This window comes from Paractinoplanes bogorensis (genome assembly GCF_018829635.1).
Classification (GTDB): domain Bacteria; phylum Actinomycetota; class Actinomycetes; order Mycobacteriales; family Micromonosporaceae; genus Actinoplanes; species Actinoplanes bogorensis.
This window is the reverse complement of record NZ_JAHKKG010000006.1, coordinates 38505-55352: the sequence shown is the minus strand read 5'-3', so window position 1 is coordinate 55352 and position 16848 is coordinate 38505. Positions and strand designations below refer to the sequence as shown.

Here is a 16848-nt window from a genome sequence, read left to right as displayed (position 1 = left end):
ACACCAACCTGGAGGAGGCCCGTGACAACCCCGACCTGGGACGAGCCCGGTGGACCCATGCCGAACGATGAGTTCCGCGCCGCGACGCAAGCCATCATGGCCAATATCGAACAGGTCATCGAGGGCAAGAGCGCCACGGTCCGGCTCGCTCTGGCGGTCCTGCTGGCCGAGGGTCACCTGCTCATCGAGGACGTGCCCGGCGTAGGCAAGACCAAGCTGGCCAAGGCCCTCGCGCGCTCGATCGACTGTTCCGTCCGCCGCATCCAGTTCACCCCCGACCTGCTGCCCAGTGACGTCACCGGCGTGAGCGTCTACAACCAGGAGCAGCGGGACTTCGAGTTCAAGCCCGGCGCCGTCTTCGCCAACCTGGTGGTCGGCGACGAGATCAACCGCGCCTCGCCCAAGACCCAGTCCGCCCTCCTCGAGTGCATGGAGGAGAGGCAGGTCACCGTCGACGGCACGACCTACGAGCTGCAGGCGCCGTTCATGGTCATCGCGACGCAGAACCCGATCGAGATGGAGGGCACCTACCCTCTTCCCGAGGCGCAGCGCGACCGGTTCACCGCGCGTATCGCCATGGGCTATCCCGACCCGCGGGCCGAGCTGGCCATGCTGAACGGGCACGGCGCGCACGACCCGCTGAACGACCTGCGGGCCGTCACCGACGCCGGCACGGTGCGCCGGCTGATCGCCACGGCGCGTGACGTGCACGCCGCCGAGGCCGTCCAGCAGTACGCGATCGCGCTGGTCACCGCGACCCGGGAGGCCCCCGAGATCCGTCTCGGCGCGTCCCCGCGGTCCACGCTCCAGCTGATCCGCACGGCCAAGGCCGTCGCCGCCCTCGAGGGCCGTGACTACGTGCTGCCCGACGATCTGCAGGCGCTCGCCGTGCCGGTGCTCGCGCACCGCATCATCCCGACGGCCGACGCGCAGCTCAACCGCCGTACGACGGACGCGATCGTCTCCGAGATCGTGCACCGGTTGCCGTTGCCGCACGACCGCGCCCGTTCGCCGTACGACACCCGCAACAACGCCGGCGGCAACAACCAGTACGAGCCCCGGGGGCGCTGATCATGCGGGAGGCCTTGCGAGGTCTGACCACGCGCGGACGCTCGTTCCTCGCGGCGGCGGCCGCGGCGGGCGTCTCCGCGATCATCCTCGGCGAACGTGACCTGCTGCGGGTGGCGGTGCTGCTCGCGGCCCTGCCGCTGCTGGCCGCCGCCTACGTCGGCCGCAGCCGCTACAAGCTGGCCTGCACCCGCTCGCTCGACCCCGGCCGCGCGCCGGTCGGGTCGAGCGCGCGGGTGATCCTGCGCCTGCAGAACATGTCCCGCCTGCCCACCGGCACCCTGCTGCTGGAGGACCGGCTGCCGTACGCGCTGGGCAGCCGCCCGCGGGTGGTGCTCGAGCGGCTCGGCTCCCACCAGGCCAGCAGCGTGGCCTACACGGTGCGGGCCGACGTGCGCGGCCGCTACCCGATCGGACCGCTGGTGATCCGGCTGACCGACCCGTTCGGCCTGTGCGAGCTGACCCGCTCCTTCCCGAGCGTCGACAAGCTCACCGTCATCCCCCAGGTCGTCACGCTGCCGCACGTGCGCCTGGCCGGCGAGTACGCGGGCACGGGCGAGAGCCGTGCCCGGTCGGTCGCCGTGCACGGCGAAGACGACGCGGCGACCCGGGAATACCGGCGCGGCGACGATCTGCGTCGTGTGCACTGGCGCTCCACCGCCCGTACGGGGGAACTGATGGTCCGCCGCGAGGAGCAGCCCTGGGAGAGCCGGGCCACCGTCGTGCTGGACACCCGGGTCTACGCCCACCGCGGCGAAGGCCCGACGGCCAGCTTCGAGTGGGCCGTGTCGGCCACCGCCAGCATCGCCATGCACCTGCGTCAGCAGGGCTACAAGCTGCGGCTGGTCACCGGCTCGGGCATCGACATCGACGCGGCCGAGGCCACCGGCGAGGGCGTCATCCTGGACACCCTGGCCGACGTGAAGCTGGCCCAGAACGGCGACATCTCGGTGCTCGTCGAGCAGGTGCGCCGCCGCTCCGACGGCGGCCTGGTGATCGGCATCTTCGGCGCGCTCACCGTCCCCGAGGCCGAACTGCTGGCCGGTCTGCGCGGCAACGGCGCGACCTGCATCGGGTTCGCCATCGACTCGTCGACCTGGGTCAACCTCAGCGAGGGCGAGCGGCAGGAGTCCGACCGCGAGCACTCGGCGGCCGCGCTGGCCCTGGTGCACAGCGGCTGGCGCTCGGTGCCGGTCGTGCACGGGTCGACGCTGCCCGCGCTGTGGCCGGCGGCGGCCCGGGGCTCGAGCGGCTTCGCCTGGCGGGCGGCCATGGCCGAGACCGTGGGCGGGGTGATCCGATGAGCGGCCGGCGACGTCTCGGACTGGTCGCGGCGGGCGCCACCCTGCTCGCGGCCGCCCCCATCGCGTCGATCTTCGACAGCTACGCATGGCTTCTGCAGTGCCTGCTCACCGTCGGTCTGATCGCGGGCGCGGCGGTCGGGGCCCGCACCCTGCGGTTCCCGGCCTGGGCCCAGGCGCTCAGCATGATCGTGGTGCTGCTGCTGACGCTGACCTGGCTCTTCCCCAGCGGCGAAGAGTTCCTCATCCCGACCCCGGCCACCTTCGCCCACTTCGGCGACCTGTTCACCCAGGCCGGCCAGGACACCCGCTCCTACGGCGTGCCCGTGCCCGACCGGGACGGCCTGCTCTTCGTCACGGTGCTCGGCATCGGGTCGGTGGCGATCGCGGTCGACCTGCTGACCGTGGTCGCGCGCAAGCCCGCGCTGGCCGGCCTGCCGATGCTGGCGATCTATTCGGTGCCGGTCGCGGTCTACGTCGACAGCGTGCCGGTGCTGCCGTTCATCATCGGCGCCGGCGGCTTCATGTGGCTGCTGGTCAGCGACAACATCGACCGCGTACGCCGGTTCGGCCGCCGCTTCACCGGCGACGGGCGCGACGTCGACGTGTGGGAGCCGTCGCCGCTCGCCTCGGCCGGGCGCCGTCTCGGCGTGATCGGCGTGGTCGCCGCGGTGGCGCTGCCGCTGCTGGTCCCCACGATCAGCGGCGGGCTCCTCTCCCGGCTCACCCAGACCGGCACCGGGGTCGGTGTCGGCCCGGGCACCGGCAACGGCGGGCGGATCAACCTGTTCGCCTCGCTGAGCGGCCAGCTGACCCGCACCGACGAGGTCGAGCTGGTCCGGCTCAAGACCGACGAGCAGACGCCCTACTACCTGCGCTTCGGGGTGGCCGACCAGCTCACCATCAACGGTTTCGGCAGCCGCACCCCGACCGGCGAGAGCGTGACCCAGGGCCTGCCCGACCCGCGCACCTCGAGCGGCACCGGCAACTTCACCGAGCATCAGGCCCAGGTGCAGGTCAGCGAGATCCTCCAGCAGGGCATGCTGCCGATCTACCAGAACACGGTCGGCGTGGACGGGCTGTCCAGCGGCTGGAACTTCGACGACAACCAGCAGGTCGTCTTCTCCAACCGCCGGTCGACGAAGGGGATCAACTACACCTTCGACTACGTGCGGGCCAAGCCGACCCCGGCCCAGCTGCGTCAGGCCGAGCCGATGAGCGAGGACGACCCGATCGTCCGGCTCAACACCGCGCACCCCACCGACGCCACGGTCACCGCCCTGGTCAACCGGCTGATCGCCGGCAAGTCGACCGAATACGACAAGATGCTCGCCCTCTACGAGCACTTCTCGTCCAAGAACGGCTTCCGATACCAGCTGTCGACCCAGCCGGTCGGGGCCAGCTCCGAGATCGCCGCGTTCCTCACCACCAAGGTCGGCTACTGCCAGCAGTACGCGGCGGCCCTGGCCTGGATGGCCCGCGAGGCCGGGATCCCGGCCCGGGTGGCGTTCGGCTTCACCCGGGGCAAGCTCGAGGGTGACACCTACGTGATCACCAACCGCAACGCCCACGCGTGGACCGAGGTCTACCTGCGCGGCTTCGGCTGGATCCCGTTCGACGCCACCCCGGCGGCGAGCGTGACCGGCGCCGCCCGCTCCGACTACGCGCCCGACGTCGACCTGCCCACGGCCGCCCCGACGGCGACCGAGGATGTCGAATTGCCGGGCGCCGCGGGCCCGGCCGCTTCGGCCGGGGCGGACCGGCCCGACCGGCCCGACCTGAACGACCCGGGCGCGACCGGCCCGACCGGCGGCGACACCGGCGGCATCTCCACCACCGGGTTCCTGATCATCGGCCTGGCCGCCCTGCTGATCGCGTTGCTTCTGGTGCCGGCCCTGCGGCGGGTGCTGCTGAGACGGCACCGGCATGCGGCCACGGTGCCCCGGGCCCCGAAGGTCACGACGCTCAGCGGGCCGGGAGACATCGTGGTGACGTCCGAGACGACCAAGGCGCGGGCCGACGCGCACGCGGCCTGGGACGAGCTGATGGACACCATGATCGACTTCCGGATCCCGCTCGACCCGACGGAGACCCCCCGGGTCACGGCGCAGCGCCTGATCAAGGATGCGGTGCTGCTCGACGAGCCGGCCACGGCGGCCACGCTGCTCGGCTCGGCCGAAGAGAGGGCCCGCTACGCCCGCCAGCCGTTGCAGGGTGGCGAGCTGACCACGGCGCTGACCCGGGTCCGCAAGGGCCTGTCCCGCTCGGCGACCCGGCGCACCCGGATCGCCGCGGTCATGCTGCCACCGTCGGTGCTGATGCGCTGGCGGCTGGGCATCGCCGAGGGTTCGGCCCGCCTGGCCGGCGCGGGCAGCCGCCTGTCGGCCACGCTGGCGAAGTTCAGCCCGAGGCGCCTGCTGCCGCACCGCAGCCGCTGACCCACCCACGTCGACGCCGCTCCCAGCTTCAGCCGGGGGCGGCGTCTTCGTTCGCGCTGAACAGTGGCGCCGCGGCTGAGCCGGCCGGCCTCCGTGGTCTAGCGTTCGATGTGGCCGAAGAAGAGGCTGGCGGGCGAGTCGAGCTCGGGTGACGTGAAGAAGTCGCGCATGGCGCCGATGAACTCGCCGCGGCTGATGCGTCCGTCGTCGTCGGTGTCCAGCTCCAGGAAGACGTTCAGCGCTTCCAGGTCGGACACGCCCCACGCCTCCAGGAACACCTTGTATTCCGGCTTGCTGATGGCGTCGTCCCCGTCGGTGTCCATCACGTCGAAGATCGCCTGCGGGACCGCCTCGGTGGCCCTCGCGGCCTGGTTCGCGACCACGAACTGCTCTTTCGACAGCCGATCGACCCCGTCCACCTGCCGCAGCAGCTCCGACCAGTACGTCTGATAGGCGGCTCGCAGCGCGTGCGCCCGGGGGTCCTCCGCCCCGATGCCGTATCCGTCGAGGTAGCGACTGATCAGGCGCTCGTAGTCGCTCCAGTCGACCGATCCGTCGCGGTCGGTGTCGCTCGCCTCGAACAGATGCCCCAGCTTCACGGCGATCGGATCAACAGCGCCATCGGTCATGTGCCCGGCCCTCCGCATGCGTGGTTTGCGAGTAATCTACCCGCTTCGTCACCCGTGGGCGCACAACAACAGATGGCGGCCCGTGGGCCGCCATCCGGGAGACCTTGTTCGGTTGTGACGGGTCCGCGGCTGGGCTGCTCTGCCGTTCAGCCGCGGATCGGCTCGTCCGTCAGCCGCGATGCCCCTCGGGACGCTGGCGCCAGCGATCCTCGAGGCGGTCGATGAAACCGCCCTTGCGGGTCTGCCGGGTGCGTCGCGTGGCGGTGCCGCCCACGGCCTGCAGGTCGGGGGCCGAACCCTTGCGGCGGGACTGCATCGCGAAGGCGGCGGAACCCAGCATGACCACGAAGCCCGCGACACCCAGCCACGTCGTGCTGCTGACCGTGCCATAGACGACCAGCGCTAGGCCAAGGACGATGACGAACGCGGCGACCAGCAGCCGGCGCCGTGCGTGAAAACGCGGGTCGCTGGCCCGCACAGCCGAGGCGAACTTAGGGTCCTCGGCAAGCGACCGCTCGATCTGATCGAACAGCCGCTGCTCGTGCTCCGAGAGCGGCACGGCATTCCTCCCCGGGCGCAGATCCAACCCCCCAGGCGGGGTCGGGGTGTCACTAAGGTAAGTGGCGCGGGACAGCCGTCGGCTGCCTTACCGAGCAAGTCTACGAGGGGGTTGGCGGGTCGGAAAGCGGGACGACCGTCGAGTGCGGGTGATTTTCGGTTCTTCGTAGATCGCTTCGTCCCAAAAGACTGGCTGGTCCGATCGTGGTGCCACCGAAACGGGCGATGACGGCATCTTTGGCCGCTTCCGCCTCGCGCCAGCCGCGCTCGGGTTCGCCCAGGCTGAGCTGCCGTGACGTGGTGGCGGCGGGACTCAAGCCCTCGACCCGGACGCCGACCAGCCGGACGTGGTCGCGGGCACCGAGCGCGGTGAACAGCGACCAGGAGATCTCGAAGATCTCGTGTGCCACATCGGTGCTTGTGGGCAAGGTTCGGGACCGGTTGACCGTACGGAAGTCGGCCAGGCGCACCTTGATCGCCACCGTGCGGCCCACATGACCGCTCGCGCGGAGCCGGGCGCCGACCTTGTCGGCCAGCGCGAGCAGGCTCTTGCGGAGCAGTTCGGGGTCGGCCACGTCGACGTCGAAGGTCATCTCGGCGCCGATCGACTTCTCCTCGCGCTCGGGGCTGACCCCGCGCGGGTCGCGGCCCCAGGCGAGCTCGTGCAGGTGGACGGCGGCGGCCTCGCCCAGGGCGCCGCGCAGCATGCCGACCGGGGCCTGCGCGATCTCGCCGACCGTGGTCAGGCCGAGGCGGCGCAGGGTCTCGGCGGCGCGCTCACCCACGCCCCACAGCGCGTCGACCGGCAGCGGATGCAGGAAGTCGAGCACCAGGCCGGCCGGGACGACGATCAGGCCGTCGGGCTTGGCCCGGGTGGAGCCCAGCTTGGCCACGAACTTGGTCGGCGCGACCCCGACCGAACAGGTCAGCCGCTGCTCCTCGGCCATCCGGCGGCGGATCAGCCGGGCGATCGCGGTCGGGCTCCCGAGCAGGCGCTGGGCGCCCGCCACATCGAGGAACGCCTCGTCGGACGAGAGCGGCTCGACCAGCGGGGTCACGTCGCGGAAGATCGCCATGACGGCGGCCGACGCCGCACCGATGGCCGGGCCGTCGACCGGCAGGAAGACGCCGCGGGGGCAGAGCGCGCGGGCCCGGGCGGTCGGCATCGCGCTGCGAACCCCGAAGCGGCGCGCCTCGTAACTGGCCGAACTGACCACGCCGCGCGGGCCGACGCCGCCGACGATCACCGGTTTGCCGCGCAGTTCGGGCTGCGACCGGACGGCGACCGAGGCGAAGAACGCATCCATGTCGACGTGCAGGATCGTGCAGCCCGCGTCGTCGGCCCCCTCACCGAAACGCGGGTCGCGCCCTCTCGGCACCGCCTGGCTACGTCCCACGTGAGCAGGCTAAACCGACCCCCTGACAAGATTGCGCTTCGCAAATCTCCCAAAAAACGCAAATCTCTCACGCGGCCATCCCCAGCCCCCACCCGCCCTGGGGAATAGGAAGGGACTCTACGAGCCCGTCAAGCGAGTGCAGCCGAGTTGTCCACAGGGGCGAGACCCGGTCAGCGGGCCATCAACAGGGGAATCTCCATCTCGGCGGCAGTCACCGAGCCGTGGTAGGCGATCAATCGCCCGACCGCCGGCGGCTCCCAGCCACCGGCCAACGCGACCGCCCGCCCCAGGCAGAAGACGGCCAGATCACCGATCCGGTCGCGGTGACCGTCGGACACCGGGCCGAACCAGCCGCCGTCGATCGCCTCGTCCCGGGTCAGCACCCACGCCTGGTCACCCAGAACGGCCCGCCACGCCGACGCCACATCGTCGCGGGCGCCGGGAGCGGTATAGAGGTATCGGACGCGAGGTTCGCCGGCGACGCCGATGATCCCCTTGCTCAGATCCGGAATGTCGGCCATGTCGAAACGTGCGTCCACCGGCACATTGAGCTGCCCGTGGTCGGCGATCACCAGCAGGGCGGAGCGCGGTGGCAGCCCGTGCACGAGCCGGTCCAGCACAGCGTCGACCCCGGCTGCGGCAGCACGCCACGAGGACGAATCGACACCGTCCTCGTGGCCGCGTTTGTCCAGCTCACCGTGATAGCCGAAGACCAGGGCCGGGCCGCCCGACGAAGACAGGGCGGCAAGCATGAGGTCGGCCGTCTCCAGACCCTCGGGCGCCCCGATGTAGCGCACACCCCGGAAACCGGCCTCGGTCAGCCCACTGCCCTCGAACTCGGGCCGGCTCACCTCGGTCACGGCGACCCCGGCGGCGACCGCGGTCTCGAACCGGGTCGGCAACGGCTGCCAGTCCCGGGGGTCGGGGTCGTCGGCCACCCAGTGGATGTGGTTGAGCACCCGGCCGTCGGGCCGCCGCACCGAGAAGCCGAGGATGCCGTGGGCGCCGGGTGGGGCCCCCGTGCCCAGGGTGACCAGGCTGACCGGGGTGGTCGACGGGAACCCGGAGGTCAGCGTGCGGACCGGCGTGAGTTCGGCGACCAGTGGGGCGTACGGGGAAATGGTCTTGATCTGATGGGCGCCGAGACCGTCGACCAGCAGCACCGCGATGCGGTCGACGCCGTCCAGACGCTCGCGCAGACCCAGCACGTCGACCGCTCCGGGGACGCCGAGCAGCGCCGAAACGCTGGGCAGGACGTCGGCCAGGCTGTGCGAACCGTAGCCGGGACGCACCGGCTCGAACGCGGACGCGGGCAGATGATCAGCAGGCACCACGTGCTTCATCCGATCACGCTTGGAGACGGCGCGCGACCGTACGGCCGGTCCGGCTTATGGCCGGTCCGGCTTGCGGGCGAAGAGGTGCAGCTGGGAGGCGATGTCGCGGAACGGCGGGCGGGACGACAGCTCGAGTTCGAGGTCGAGCAGCGCCTGCGGGTCCTCCTCGACCACGGCCGCGGGGAGAAGATCGGCCAGCACCCGTACGCCGTGGGTCTGCTCGATCTCCAGCCCGGCCCCGCCCAGCAACTCGGTCGCGCTCGTCGCGTCGTAACGCCGGCGCAGCGTGTCGCGGGCGCCGGCCCGTCCGTCGGGATCGGTCGCGAGCGTGCCCGCCGACCGCAGGTGCCCGTTGATGGCCCGGCCCAGGATGGCCGCGGCCCGGCTCGCCACCAGCACACTCGCCGCCCCACCGGGACGCAGCGCGCCGGCGATGGCCGCGACCGTGCCGGCCGGGTCGTCGACGACCTCGAGCACGGCGTGGCAGAGCACCAGGTCGGCTTGGCCCGGCTCGACCAGTCCGGCCAGCGCGTCGCCGTCGCCCTGCACGGCCCGCACCCGGTCGGCCACCCCGGCGTCGGCGGCCCGGCGGGTCAGCGCGGCCAGGGCGTCGGGGCTGGCGTCGACGACGGTGACGGTGTGCCCGGCCTCGGCCAGCGGGACGGCGAATCCGCCGGTGCCGCCGCCGACGTCGACCACGGTCAGCTCGCGGCCGGCGTGCCGTTCGAGTTCCCGGCGCAGCACCGCCCAGACGGCGGCGGTGCGGGCGGAGACGAGCGGGCGGGCTGTCCGCGGCGATGCGATTTCCACACCGGCAGCGTAACGGCCTTTCAGAAGCGGAAGAGGACGCCGGTGTCGCGTTGCATCTCGCAGCTGTTGCCGAAGCGGTGCGTCCAGGCGATGTCGCGGCCGCGCCAGGTGCCGGTGATCTCGGCCGTGACCGGCTTGTAGAGCAGGTAGCAGACCGAGTCGGCGGGCTTGATCCGATCGGGGTTGCCGCCGGCCTTGGCCAGCTGGGCACACGCGGCCGCGGGGGTGGGGTGGCCACCGGCCGGCGGGTTGCAGGTGAGCGTGACGGTCACCGCCGAGCCGGAGTCGGCCGTGTAGCTCAGCTTGAGATCGCTGACCGCGCGCGGCGGCGAACCGTAGGGCGGGTTGAGCAGAGAGAGGGCCAGGAGAATCGGAAGCATCCACTAAACGTACAAAATCGGGCAATACCTATCATCGGAAGTCCCGCGAGGAGGGCGCCACCGGCGGAGTGACCGCCTCCAGCCGGTCCGCCACCAGGTTGAGCACGCCCTCCCGCGATTTCTCCAGCCGCCCGCGCACGATCAGCGCCGAACTGGTCCGGGCCACCCGCCGATAGCGCTGCCACAGCCCCGGCGAGCAGGTCACGTTGAGCATGCCGGTCTCGTCCTCGAGGTTCACGAAGGTCACCCCGCCCGCGGTGGCCGGCCGCTGCCGGTGGGTGACGATCCCGCCGACCCGGATCCGGGTGCCCGCCTCGACCCGGCCCAGCCGGTTGATCGGGATCGCCTCGGCCCGGTCGAGCTCGGCCCGGATGAACTGGGCCGGATGTGAGTCGGGCGAGAGCCCGGTGGCCCAGACGTCGGCGACCAGCTCGTCGACCTCGCTCAGGCCGGGCAGCATCGGCGCGTCGGTGCCGGTCACCGTGCCGGGCAGGCGGTCCGGCCGGTCCTGCGCGGCGGCCCCGGCGGCCCACAACGCCTCGCGGCGGGTCAGCCCGAAACCGGCAAAAGCGTCGGCGGTGGCGAGGGCCTCCAGGTGGGCGGTCGAGCATCCGGTCCGCCGGGCCAGATCGGTCATTCCCCCGTACGGCCCGTTCGCCTCCCGCTCCTTCTCGATGCGCTCGGCCAGCTCGTCCCCGATCGTACGGACGCTGGCCAGCCCCTCCCGTACGGCCGGGCCGTTCAGTCCCCAGGCGTACGGCGGTTCCCCGGGCAGGGCACCCCAGCGGGTCTGCGGCGTCGACTCGAGGGTGGCCATGGCGTTGCTCAGGTTGATGTCGGGCCGGCGCACCTCGACCCCGTGCCGGCGGGCGTCGTCGACCAGCGACTGCGGCGAGTAGAAGCCCATCGGCTGGGCGTTGAGCAGCGCCGCGCAGAAGGCGGCCGGGTGGTACCGCTTCAGCCACGCGCTCGCGTACACCAGATAGGCGAAGCTCATCGAATGGCTCTCCGGGAAGCCGTAGTTGGCGAACGCGGAGAGCTTCACGAACAGCTCGTCGGCGAGCTCGCCGGTGATGCCGTTGGCGGCCATACCGGCGTACAGGCGGGACTTGATCTTCTCCATCTTCTCGGCCGAGCGTTTGGAGCCCATGGCCCGCCGTAGTTGATCGGCCTCGGCCGGGTCGAACCCGGCCACGTCGATCGCCAGCTGCATGAGCTGCTCCTGGAAGAGCGGCACCCCGAGCGTCTTCTCGAGCGCGTTGCGCATCAGCGGGTGCGGGAAAGTGATCTCCTCGAGGCCGTTCTTGCGCCGGATGAACGGGTGCACCGAACCACCCTGGATCGGGCCCGGGCGGATCAGCGCCACCTCGACCACCAGGTCGTAGAACACGCGCGGTTTGAGCCGAGGCAGGGTCGCCATCTGGGCCCGGCTCTCGACCTGGAAGACGCCCACCGAATCGGCCCGGCAGAGCATGTCGTAGACCTCGGCGTCGGTCAGGTCCATGGTGGAGATGTCCAGATCAGATTCGATCATCTCGTACGCGTACCGCAGCGCCGACAACATGCCCAGCCCGAGCAGGTCGAACTTGACCAGCTCGATCGCCGCGCAGTCGTCCTTGTCCCACTGCAGCACCGTGCGGCCGGGCATGCGCCCCCACTCGACCGGGCACACCTCGATGATCGGGCGGTCGCAGATGACCATGCCACCGGAGTGGATGCCCAGGTGACGGGGGAAGTTCTGCACCTGGTTGGCGAACTCGACGACCTGCGCCGGGATGTCCTCGACGTCGACCGTGGCCACGCTCCCCCACCGGTCGATCTGCTTGCTCCACGCGTCCTGCTGGCCCGGCGAGAACCCGAACGCCTTGGCCATGTCGCGCACCGCCGACCGCGGCCGGTACGAGATGACGTTCGCGACCTGGGCCGTGTGCTCGCGGCCGTGCAATTCATAGACGTGCTGAATGACCTCCTCGCGCCGGTCCGACTCGATGTCGACGTCGATGTCGGGCGGGCCGTCCCGCTCGGGGGCCAGGAACCGCTCGAACAGCAGGTTGTGCGCCACCGCGTCCACATTGGTGATCCGCAGCGCGTAGCAGACGGCCGAGTTGGCCGCGCTTCCCCGCCCCTGGGCGTAGATCTTCTGGTCGCGGCAGAACTTGACGATGTCGTACACGACCAGGAAGTAGCCCGGGAACCCGAGCTCGTCGATCATCCGCAGCTCGTACTCGATCTGCTCATACGCCTTCGGGTGTGCCTCGGGCGGCCCGTAACGGTCGCGGGCGCCGCGCATCGTCAGCTCACGCAGCCAGCTCATCTCGGTGTGCCCTTCTTCGGGAATGTCGAAGTCGGGCAGCCGCGGGGCGATCAGCTGCAGGTCGAACGCGAGGTCCTCGCCGAACATGGCGGCGTTGGCCACCGCCCCCGGATAGGCGGCGAACCGGCGCGCCATCTCGTCGCCGCTGCGCAGGTGGGCGGTGCCGGCCGCGGGCAGCCAGCCGTCGATCTCGTCGAGGCCGCGGCGCGACCGCACGGCGGCCAGGGCGGTGGCCAGCCGCCGCCGGGCCGGGGTCGCGTAGTGCACGTTGTTGGTCGCCACGACGTGCAGCCCGCGGCTCTTGGCCAGCGCGAACAGCACGTCGTTGCGGTCGTCGTCGTAAGGATCGCCGTGCGAGGTCAGCTCGACCGCCACACTCGCATGACCGAACAACGAGACCAGACGATCCAGCTCGTACGCGGCGGCGTCCACCCCCTCGGTGGCCAGCGCGTGCGGCACCGGGCCCTTGCGGCAACCGGTGAGGACCAGCACGTGGTCCCGCAGGGTGGCCGCGATGTCCTCCAGCTCCCCGTACTCCGGCTTGCCCTTCTCCCCACCGGCCAGCTGCCCGCGCGAAACGGTGGCGGCCAGCCGGGCATACCCCTCGTGCCCGTGCGCGAGGGCGAGCAGGTGTCGCCCCTCGGGGTCGGGTTCACCGTTCTGCGGCTTGGTCAGCCCGAGCGACAACTCCGCGCCGAAGATCGTGGGCAGGCCGAGTTCCCGCGCCGCCTGCGAAAACCGGACCACCCCGTAGAAGCCGTCATGATCGGTGACGGCCAGCCCGTGCAGGCCGAGGCGAGCGGCTTCCTCGGCGAGTTCCTCCGGGTGGCTGGCCCCGTCGAGGAAGCTGAAATTGGTGTGACAGTGCAGTTCCGCGTACGGGACGGTGCTCTCACTCTTGACGAAGGCGGGCGCCGCATAGGGTTGCCGCTTCCGCGACCAGGCCGGCGAGTCACCCCCGTCCCCGTCGATCGCCAGCGGATCGACAACCGGATGCAGATGCCGCCCGCCGGTCAGCGTCTTCTCGAGATCCGACCACGACATCTTCGGGTTGTGAAAACCCACGTCAACCCCTTTTCCCGTACGGGCGCAGGCCGCTCGTCGTCGCCTCAGTCATAGAAGGCCTCCACCGCCCAGTGACCGCCGGACAGGCTGAGCAGGTAGGCCCGGCCGTCCTCGAGCACGATCTGGAACCGGGCCCGGCGGCGCGAATCGGCACCGTCCCACCAGCGCTCGTCAACCGGCCAGGGCCCGGCCCAGCCGGTGATCCGGAGGGGGTGGGCGCGCTCGATGATCAGGGCGGCCGGGCTGCCGGTCAGATCGAGGCGGGCGCTGACCCCGACCGCATTGCCGTCCTGATCCAGCACCACCGCCGGGAGGGGACGGGTGAGCACCAGGGCGGGGGCCGGCTTGGGCAGGCGCCCCGGCCACGGGGGTTTGGCGAGGGCCCGCTTCCCACGCCGCCCTTCCGGGGCAGCCGCCCCACCGGCCACAACCTCTCGTCGCTGCGCCTCACCACTGGCAACCGCCGCGTCGACCTCCTGCCGCCGCGCCCCTCCGAGAGCAGCCGCCGCGTCGACCTCCGGTTGCGTCCCGCCCTCCGTCGCACGCCGCCGCGCCCCGTCTTCCACAGCGGACAATTCAGAAATGTCGGTCCGACGGCGGATCGGGTGGACGTTGGCGGGGAGCATGTCCACGGCGGGGGCGGGCTCATCGCGTACGGGGAAATCGGGGTTGGGCAGGTCGAGAGCCAGCTCGGGCTGCACCTGATGAGACAGCACCGGAACGGTCGTGATGCCGGGCACCGGGTCGGGGTGGGGGCCCGCAGGACGGTGCGGATCGCGTTCGTCACCCCACGGGACCAGGCGGATCTGGTCGTCGGCGTTGCGGCCTCCGGTCAGCACCGGCGTGACCACCGCATCGGGCCCGAGCAGACCCTGCACCCGGCTGAAGGCGCGGTGGGCCCGTTCCCGATCGGCGCCGGCGTCACCCCACAGGCCCGGCTGAAGTCCCAGGTGGACGAGCACGCCGTCGGGAACCAGGCGCAACCGCACCAGCCCCGCCGTCGGGCGCGCCGGAGCCCCCCGGCGCGCCCCGGTGAGCCAGCCGTCGAGCTGCCAGCGAACCCGTTCGGCGATGGCGGCCGAGGTCAGCGTGCCGTCGTGCCGCCAGACGCGGTGCAGCTCCTGGCCGTTGGCGGTGACCGCCTCGATGCCCAGGCGGGTGCAGGCCAGCCCGTGCGCGGCCAGTTTGTCGTGCAGTTTCTCGGCGAGCGCCCGCCCGGCGAAGGCGGCCATGTCCACGCGGTCGAGCGGTTCGTCGTAGGTCTCGGACACCTCCAGATCGGGCGGCGGCCGGCGCACCGCCAGCGGCCGGTGATCGAAGCCGGCCGCGAGCCGATGCGCGAGGGCACCGTCGAAGCCGAACCGGGTCAGCACGTCCCCCGCCGGCAACGCCGCGAACTCCCCCAGCGTCTTGAGCCCGAGCCGCTTGAGCAGGTCGGTCAGTCCGGGCCGTTCGATCGCCTCGATCGGCTGCCCACGCAGAAACTCGGACGTCTCCCCGACCGGGATCACCCGCCCCGCCCGGGCGGCCAGCCCCGCCGCGAACACCCCTTCGGCGATCCCGACCTGACTCTCCACTTCGCACGATTCGGCCACCTGCTCCACGATCCGTTCGGCCGCGGCTTCCTCCCCGCCGAAATACCGGGACGGCCCCCGCGCGGCCAGCGCACACGCCCCCGGCCGGATGACTTCGACCCCCGGCGCGACTTCCTCAACGGCCGCGACGACGGGTTCGAAGGCCCGCGCGTCCCGTCCCGGGTCATGCTCGACGGCTTCGACCTGCGGGCACCGGCTCTGCGCCTCCCGCCGCCGAAGCCCCCGCCGCACCCCTTCCCGCCGGGCCGCCTCCGAACAGGCAACCACCCGGTTACCGTGCAACACGATCACCGGCTGGGCCGCCGCCACACCAAGCACGATCTCGGCCGCGATGACCGGCCAGTCCGGACACCAGAGCAGCATCGTGCGGGCTCCGACTGTCCCCGCCACGGCCCGGCTGCCCGCTTCCACGCCCACGCTCACATCACCGCCCGAACCGGCTCAGGCTCCGGAAACGCCAGCAAGTTCCCTTCTGCCTTCCTTTCCCGTACGCGGGCAGGCAGCCCGGTTCTCTCCCCGCGCCCGGTGCTCGCGGCCGGAACCGAAGTGAGTGGTGGCCGGGCGGGTTTGTCCACGGTGGATTTTCCGGGGCCGGGGTGTGCGGGCGCCGGGGGCAGGGTCAGCGGCCGGATCGTGACGCCGGGCATCCACATCGTGATTTCCTTGGGACGGGCGGCGGCGCCCCGCCCCCGGGCCAGCACGGTCACCTCGCGGCGGCGCAGGCGGCCGTGGCCCTCGTCGAGGCCTTCCCAGCGGCCCTCGAGCACGCGCAGGGTCACGTCGGCTCCGGCCCAGTCGCCGTAGGGGACCAGCACACTCCCCCGCTGCCGGGCCCGTGCCACCAGCCGCGACGCGATCGAGGCAGAGACGCCACCCGGAACGGCCAGCACGATGAGGTCGACGCCGTCGATGAGGGCGGCGACGACGGTCGGCCATTCGGGACCGGGGTCGGGCACCAGCGCGAGCCGGTCAAGGGCGATGCCACTCTCAGCCGCGGCGACGGCACCCAGCGACGGCACGCCGACCACCGCACACCAGGACCCTTGGCGCGAGGCCTCGGACAGCAACGCCAGCAGCAACGAGGTCCCGCCCGCAGCCGTGGCCGAACGCCCCGCCGACACAGCCACTGTGCTGCCACGGCGTAGTCCGTGCCCCGGCAGCAGCGCGCTCAACTCCGGAGCCACCGGCAGCGTCCGGTCAACGCCCGTTGTCTCGGTCTCACCCGCCGCCCGAACCAGTTCAGCCAGGGCGGCCGCACCGCTGATCATGCGTCCCGCCATGTGTTGCCTCGCTCTGTTGCTCAGTTTCCCGCTCGCCGGCCCCGCCCCTCCCTTCCCAGGCTCATGACGACACCCGAAGAACCAGCGCCCCGGCCGCGCATGCCGCAAGCCACCGCCCACCACAGGCCGCCGCACCCCTCAGTCACCACATGTCACAGTTCGTCTCAAGTCACAGGTCGTCGCACGCCACAGACCGCCGCACGCCACAGACCGCCGCGCCTGAGCCCTGCTCGTGGCGCGGCCTGAACGTCGATCGGCTGGACGAGCGTGGCTGTGCCGACGACGGAACGAGACGGGGCGCGGGCCGCGAAGTGCGAGCCGGTGACCACGGCCGCCCGGACCGACCTCGGCACCCCGGCGAGGTGCGTATGACGGGCCTGGTCCCCATCGACGTGCTCCCCTGCTCGACATCGGGACGCCCCGGCCTTGACGGGTCACCGCCGCCCGCGCCCAGCTCGACGTCGAGAGGCCCGGCCTTAACGGATCGCCACCGCCCGCGCCCAGCTCGACGTCGAAAGGCCCGGCCTTGACAGGTCGCCACCGCCCGCACCCTGCTCGACGTCGAAAGGCCCGGCCTTGACAGGTCACCACCGCCCGCACCCTGCTCGACGTCGAGAAGTCCGGCCTTGACGGGTCGCCGTCCACGCCCTGCTCGCACACCGGGCACGGCTCGTTGGAC

Annotated in this window: 11 protein-coding genes and 1 pseudogene; 3 read left to right on the top strand and 9 right to left on the bottom strand. The window is 71.8% G+C overall.

Annotated elements, in window-relative coordinates; translation table 11 throughout:
* Positions 1 to 21 precede the first annotated feature (21 nt).
* Genes KOI35_RS19350 through KOI35_RS19340 form a run of 3 tightly spaced genes read left to right on the top strand, consistent with a single transcriptional unit; the run spans position 22 to position 4807 of the window.
* A complete protein-coding gene (locus KOI35_RS19350) occupies positions 22 to 1071 on the top strand; it encodes an AAA family ATPase (RefSeq protein ID WP_215788912.1) in 1050 nt (349 codons plus the stop codon).
* Between the two features lie 2 nt (positions 1072 to 1073).
* Positions 1074 to 2372 carry a DUF58 domain-containing protein gene (locus KOI35_RS19345; RefSeq protein WP_215788911.1) on the top strand — a complete coding sequence of 433 codons (1299 nt, stop codon included), beginning with the start codon at positions 1074 to 1076 and terminating at the stop codon, positions 2370 to 2372.
* Positions 2369 to 4807: a transglutaminase TgpA family protein gene (locus KOI35_RS19340; RefSeq protein ID WP_215788910.1), complete on the top strand. Its 2439-nt coding sequence runs from the start codon at positions 2369 to 2371 to the stop codon at positions 4805 to 4807. Before KOI35_RS19345 ends, KOI35_RS19340 begins: the two co-directional genes overlap by 4 nt.
* Before the next feature lie 98 nt (positions 4808 to 4905).
* On the opposite strand, the gene KOI35_RS19335 is transcribed toward KOI35_RS19340, so the two are convergent.
* The 9 genes and pseudogenes from KOI35_RS19335 to imuA' all read right to left on the bottom strand — a co-directional run bounded on the left by KOI35_RS19335 (position 4906) and on the right by imuA' (position 16169).
* Complete coding sequence (locus tag KOI35_RS19335; protein WP_215788909.1) at positions 4906 to 5436, bottom strand: EF-hand domain-containing protein; 531 nt, start codon at positions 5434 to 5436, stop codon at positions 4906 to 4908.
* A gap of 169 nt (positions 5437 to 5605) precedes the next feature.
* Positions 5606 to 5995, bottom strand: coding sequence for an SCO2097 family morphological protein (locus KOI35_RS19330; protein WP_215788908.1), 390 nt, complete (start codon positions 5993 to 5995; stop codon positions 5606 to 5608).
* Between the two features lie 100 nt (positions 5996 to 6095).
* Positions 6096 to 7391, bottom strand: a complete 1296-nt coding sequence (gene dinB, locus KOI35_RS19325; protein ID WP_215788907.1) for a DNA polymerase IV — start codon at positions 7389 to 7391, stop codon at positions 6096 to 6098.
* Between the two features lie 170 nt (positions 7392 to 7561).
* Positions 7562 to 8734, bottom strand: coding sequence for an alkaline phosphatase family protein (locus KOI35_RS19320; RefSeq protein WP_215788906.1), 1173 nt, complete (start codon positions 8732 to 8734; stop codon positions 7562 to 7564).
* Positions 8735 to 8779: 45 nt separating this feature from the next.
* Positions 8780 to 9535, bottom strand: coding sequence for a methyltransferase domain-containing protein (locus KOI35_RS19315; protein WP_215788905.1), 756 nt, complete (start codon positions 9533 to 9535; stop codon positions 8780 to 8782).
* A 20-nt stretch (positions 9536 to 9555) separates the two neighbouring features.
* Positions 9556 to 9915, bottom strand: a complete 360-nt coding sequence (locus KOI35_RS19310) for an SSI family serine proteinase inhibitor (protein ID WP_215788904.1) — start codon at positions 9913 to 9915, stop codon at positions 9556 to 9558.
* 31 nt (positions 9916 to 9946) lie between these two features.
* Entirely contained in the window at positions 9947 to 13294 is a 3348-nt protein-coding gene (locus KOI35_RS19305; RefSeq protein ID WP_215788903.1) for an error-prone DNA polymerase, read from the bottom strand.
* Between the two features lie 665 nt (positions 13295 to 13959).
* Positions 13960 to 15252: pseudogene (locus KOI35_RS19300) on the bottom strand (DNA polymerase Y family protein); the annotation flags it as partial.
* Between the two features lie 56 nt (positions 15253 to 15308).
* Positions 15309 to 16169 carry a DnaE2-dependent mutagenesis accessory factor ImuA' gene (gene imuA', locus KOI35_RS19295; protein ID WP_246613427.1) on the bottom strand — a complete coding sequence of 287 codons (861 nt, stop codon included), beginning with the start codon at positions 16167 to 16169 and terminating at the stop codon, positions 15309 to 15311.
* Between the last annotated feature and the right edge of the window lie 679 nt (positions 16170 to 16848).

What these genes read in the sequence shown, in the direction of transcription:
- KOI35_RS19320 (WP_215788906.1), bottom strand. Translation starts at nt 8,734, where the DNA reads ATGAAGCACGTGGTGCCTGCTGATCATCTGCCCGCGTCCGCGTTCGAG.
- KOI35_RS19345 (WP_215788911.1), top strand. Translation starts at nt 1,074, where the DNA reads ATGCGGGAGGCCTTGCGAGGTCTGACCACGCGCGGACGCTCGTTCCTC.
- KOI35_RS19335 (WP_215788909.1), bottom strand. Translation starts at nt 5,436, where the DNA reads ATGACCGATGGCGCTGTTGATCCGATCGCCGTGAAGCTGGGGCATCTG.
- imuA' (WP_246613427.1), bottom strand. Translation starts at nt 16,169, where the DNA reads ATGGCGGGACGCATGATCAGCGGTGCGGCCGCCCTGGCTGAACTGGTT.
- KOI35_RS19310 (WP_215788904.1), bottom strand. Translation starts at nt 9,915, where the DNA reads ATGCTTCCGATTCTCCTGGCCCTCTCTCTGCTCAACCCGCCCTACGGT.
- KOI35_RS19340 (WP_215788910.1), top strand. Translation starts at nt 2,369, where the DNA reads ATGAGCGGCCGGCGACGTCTCGGACTGGTCGCGGCGGGCGCCACCCTG.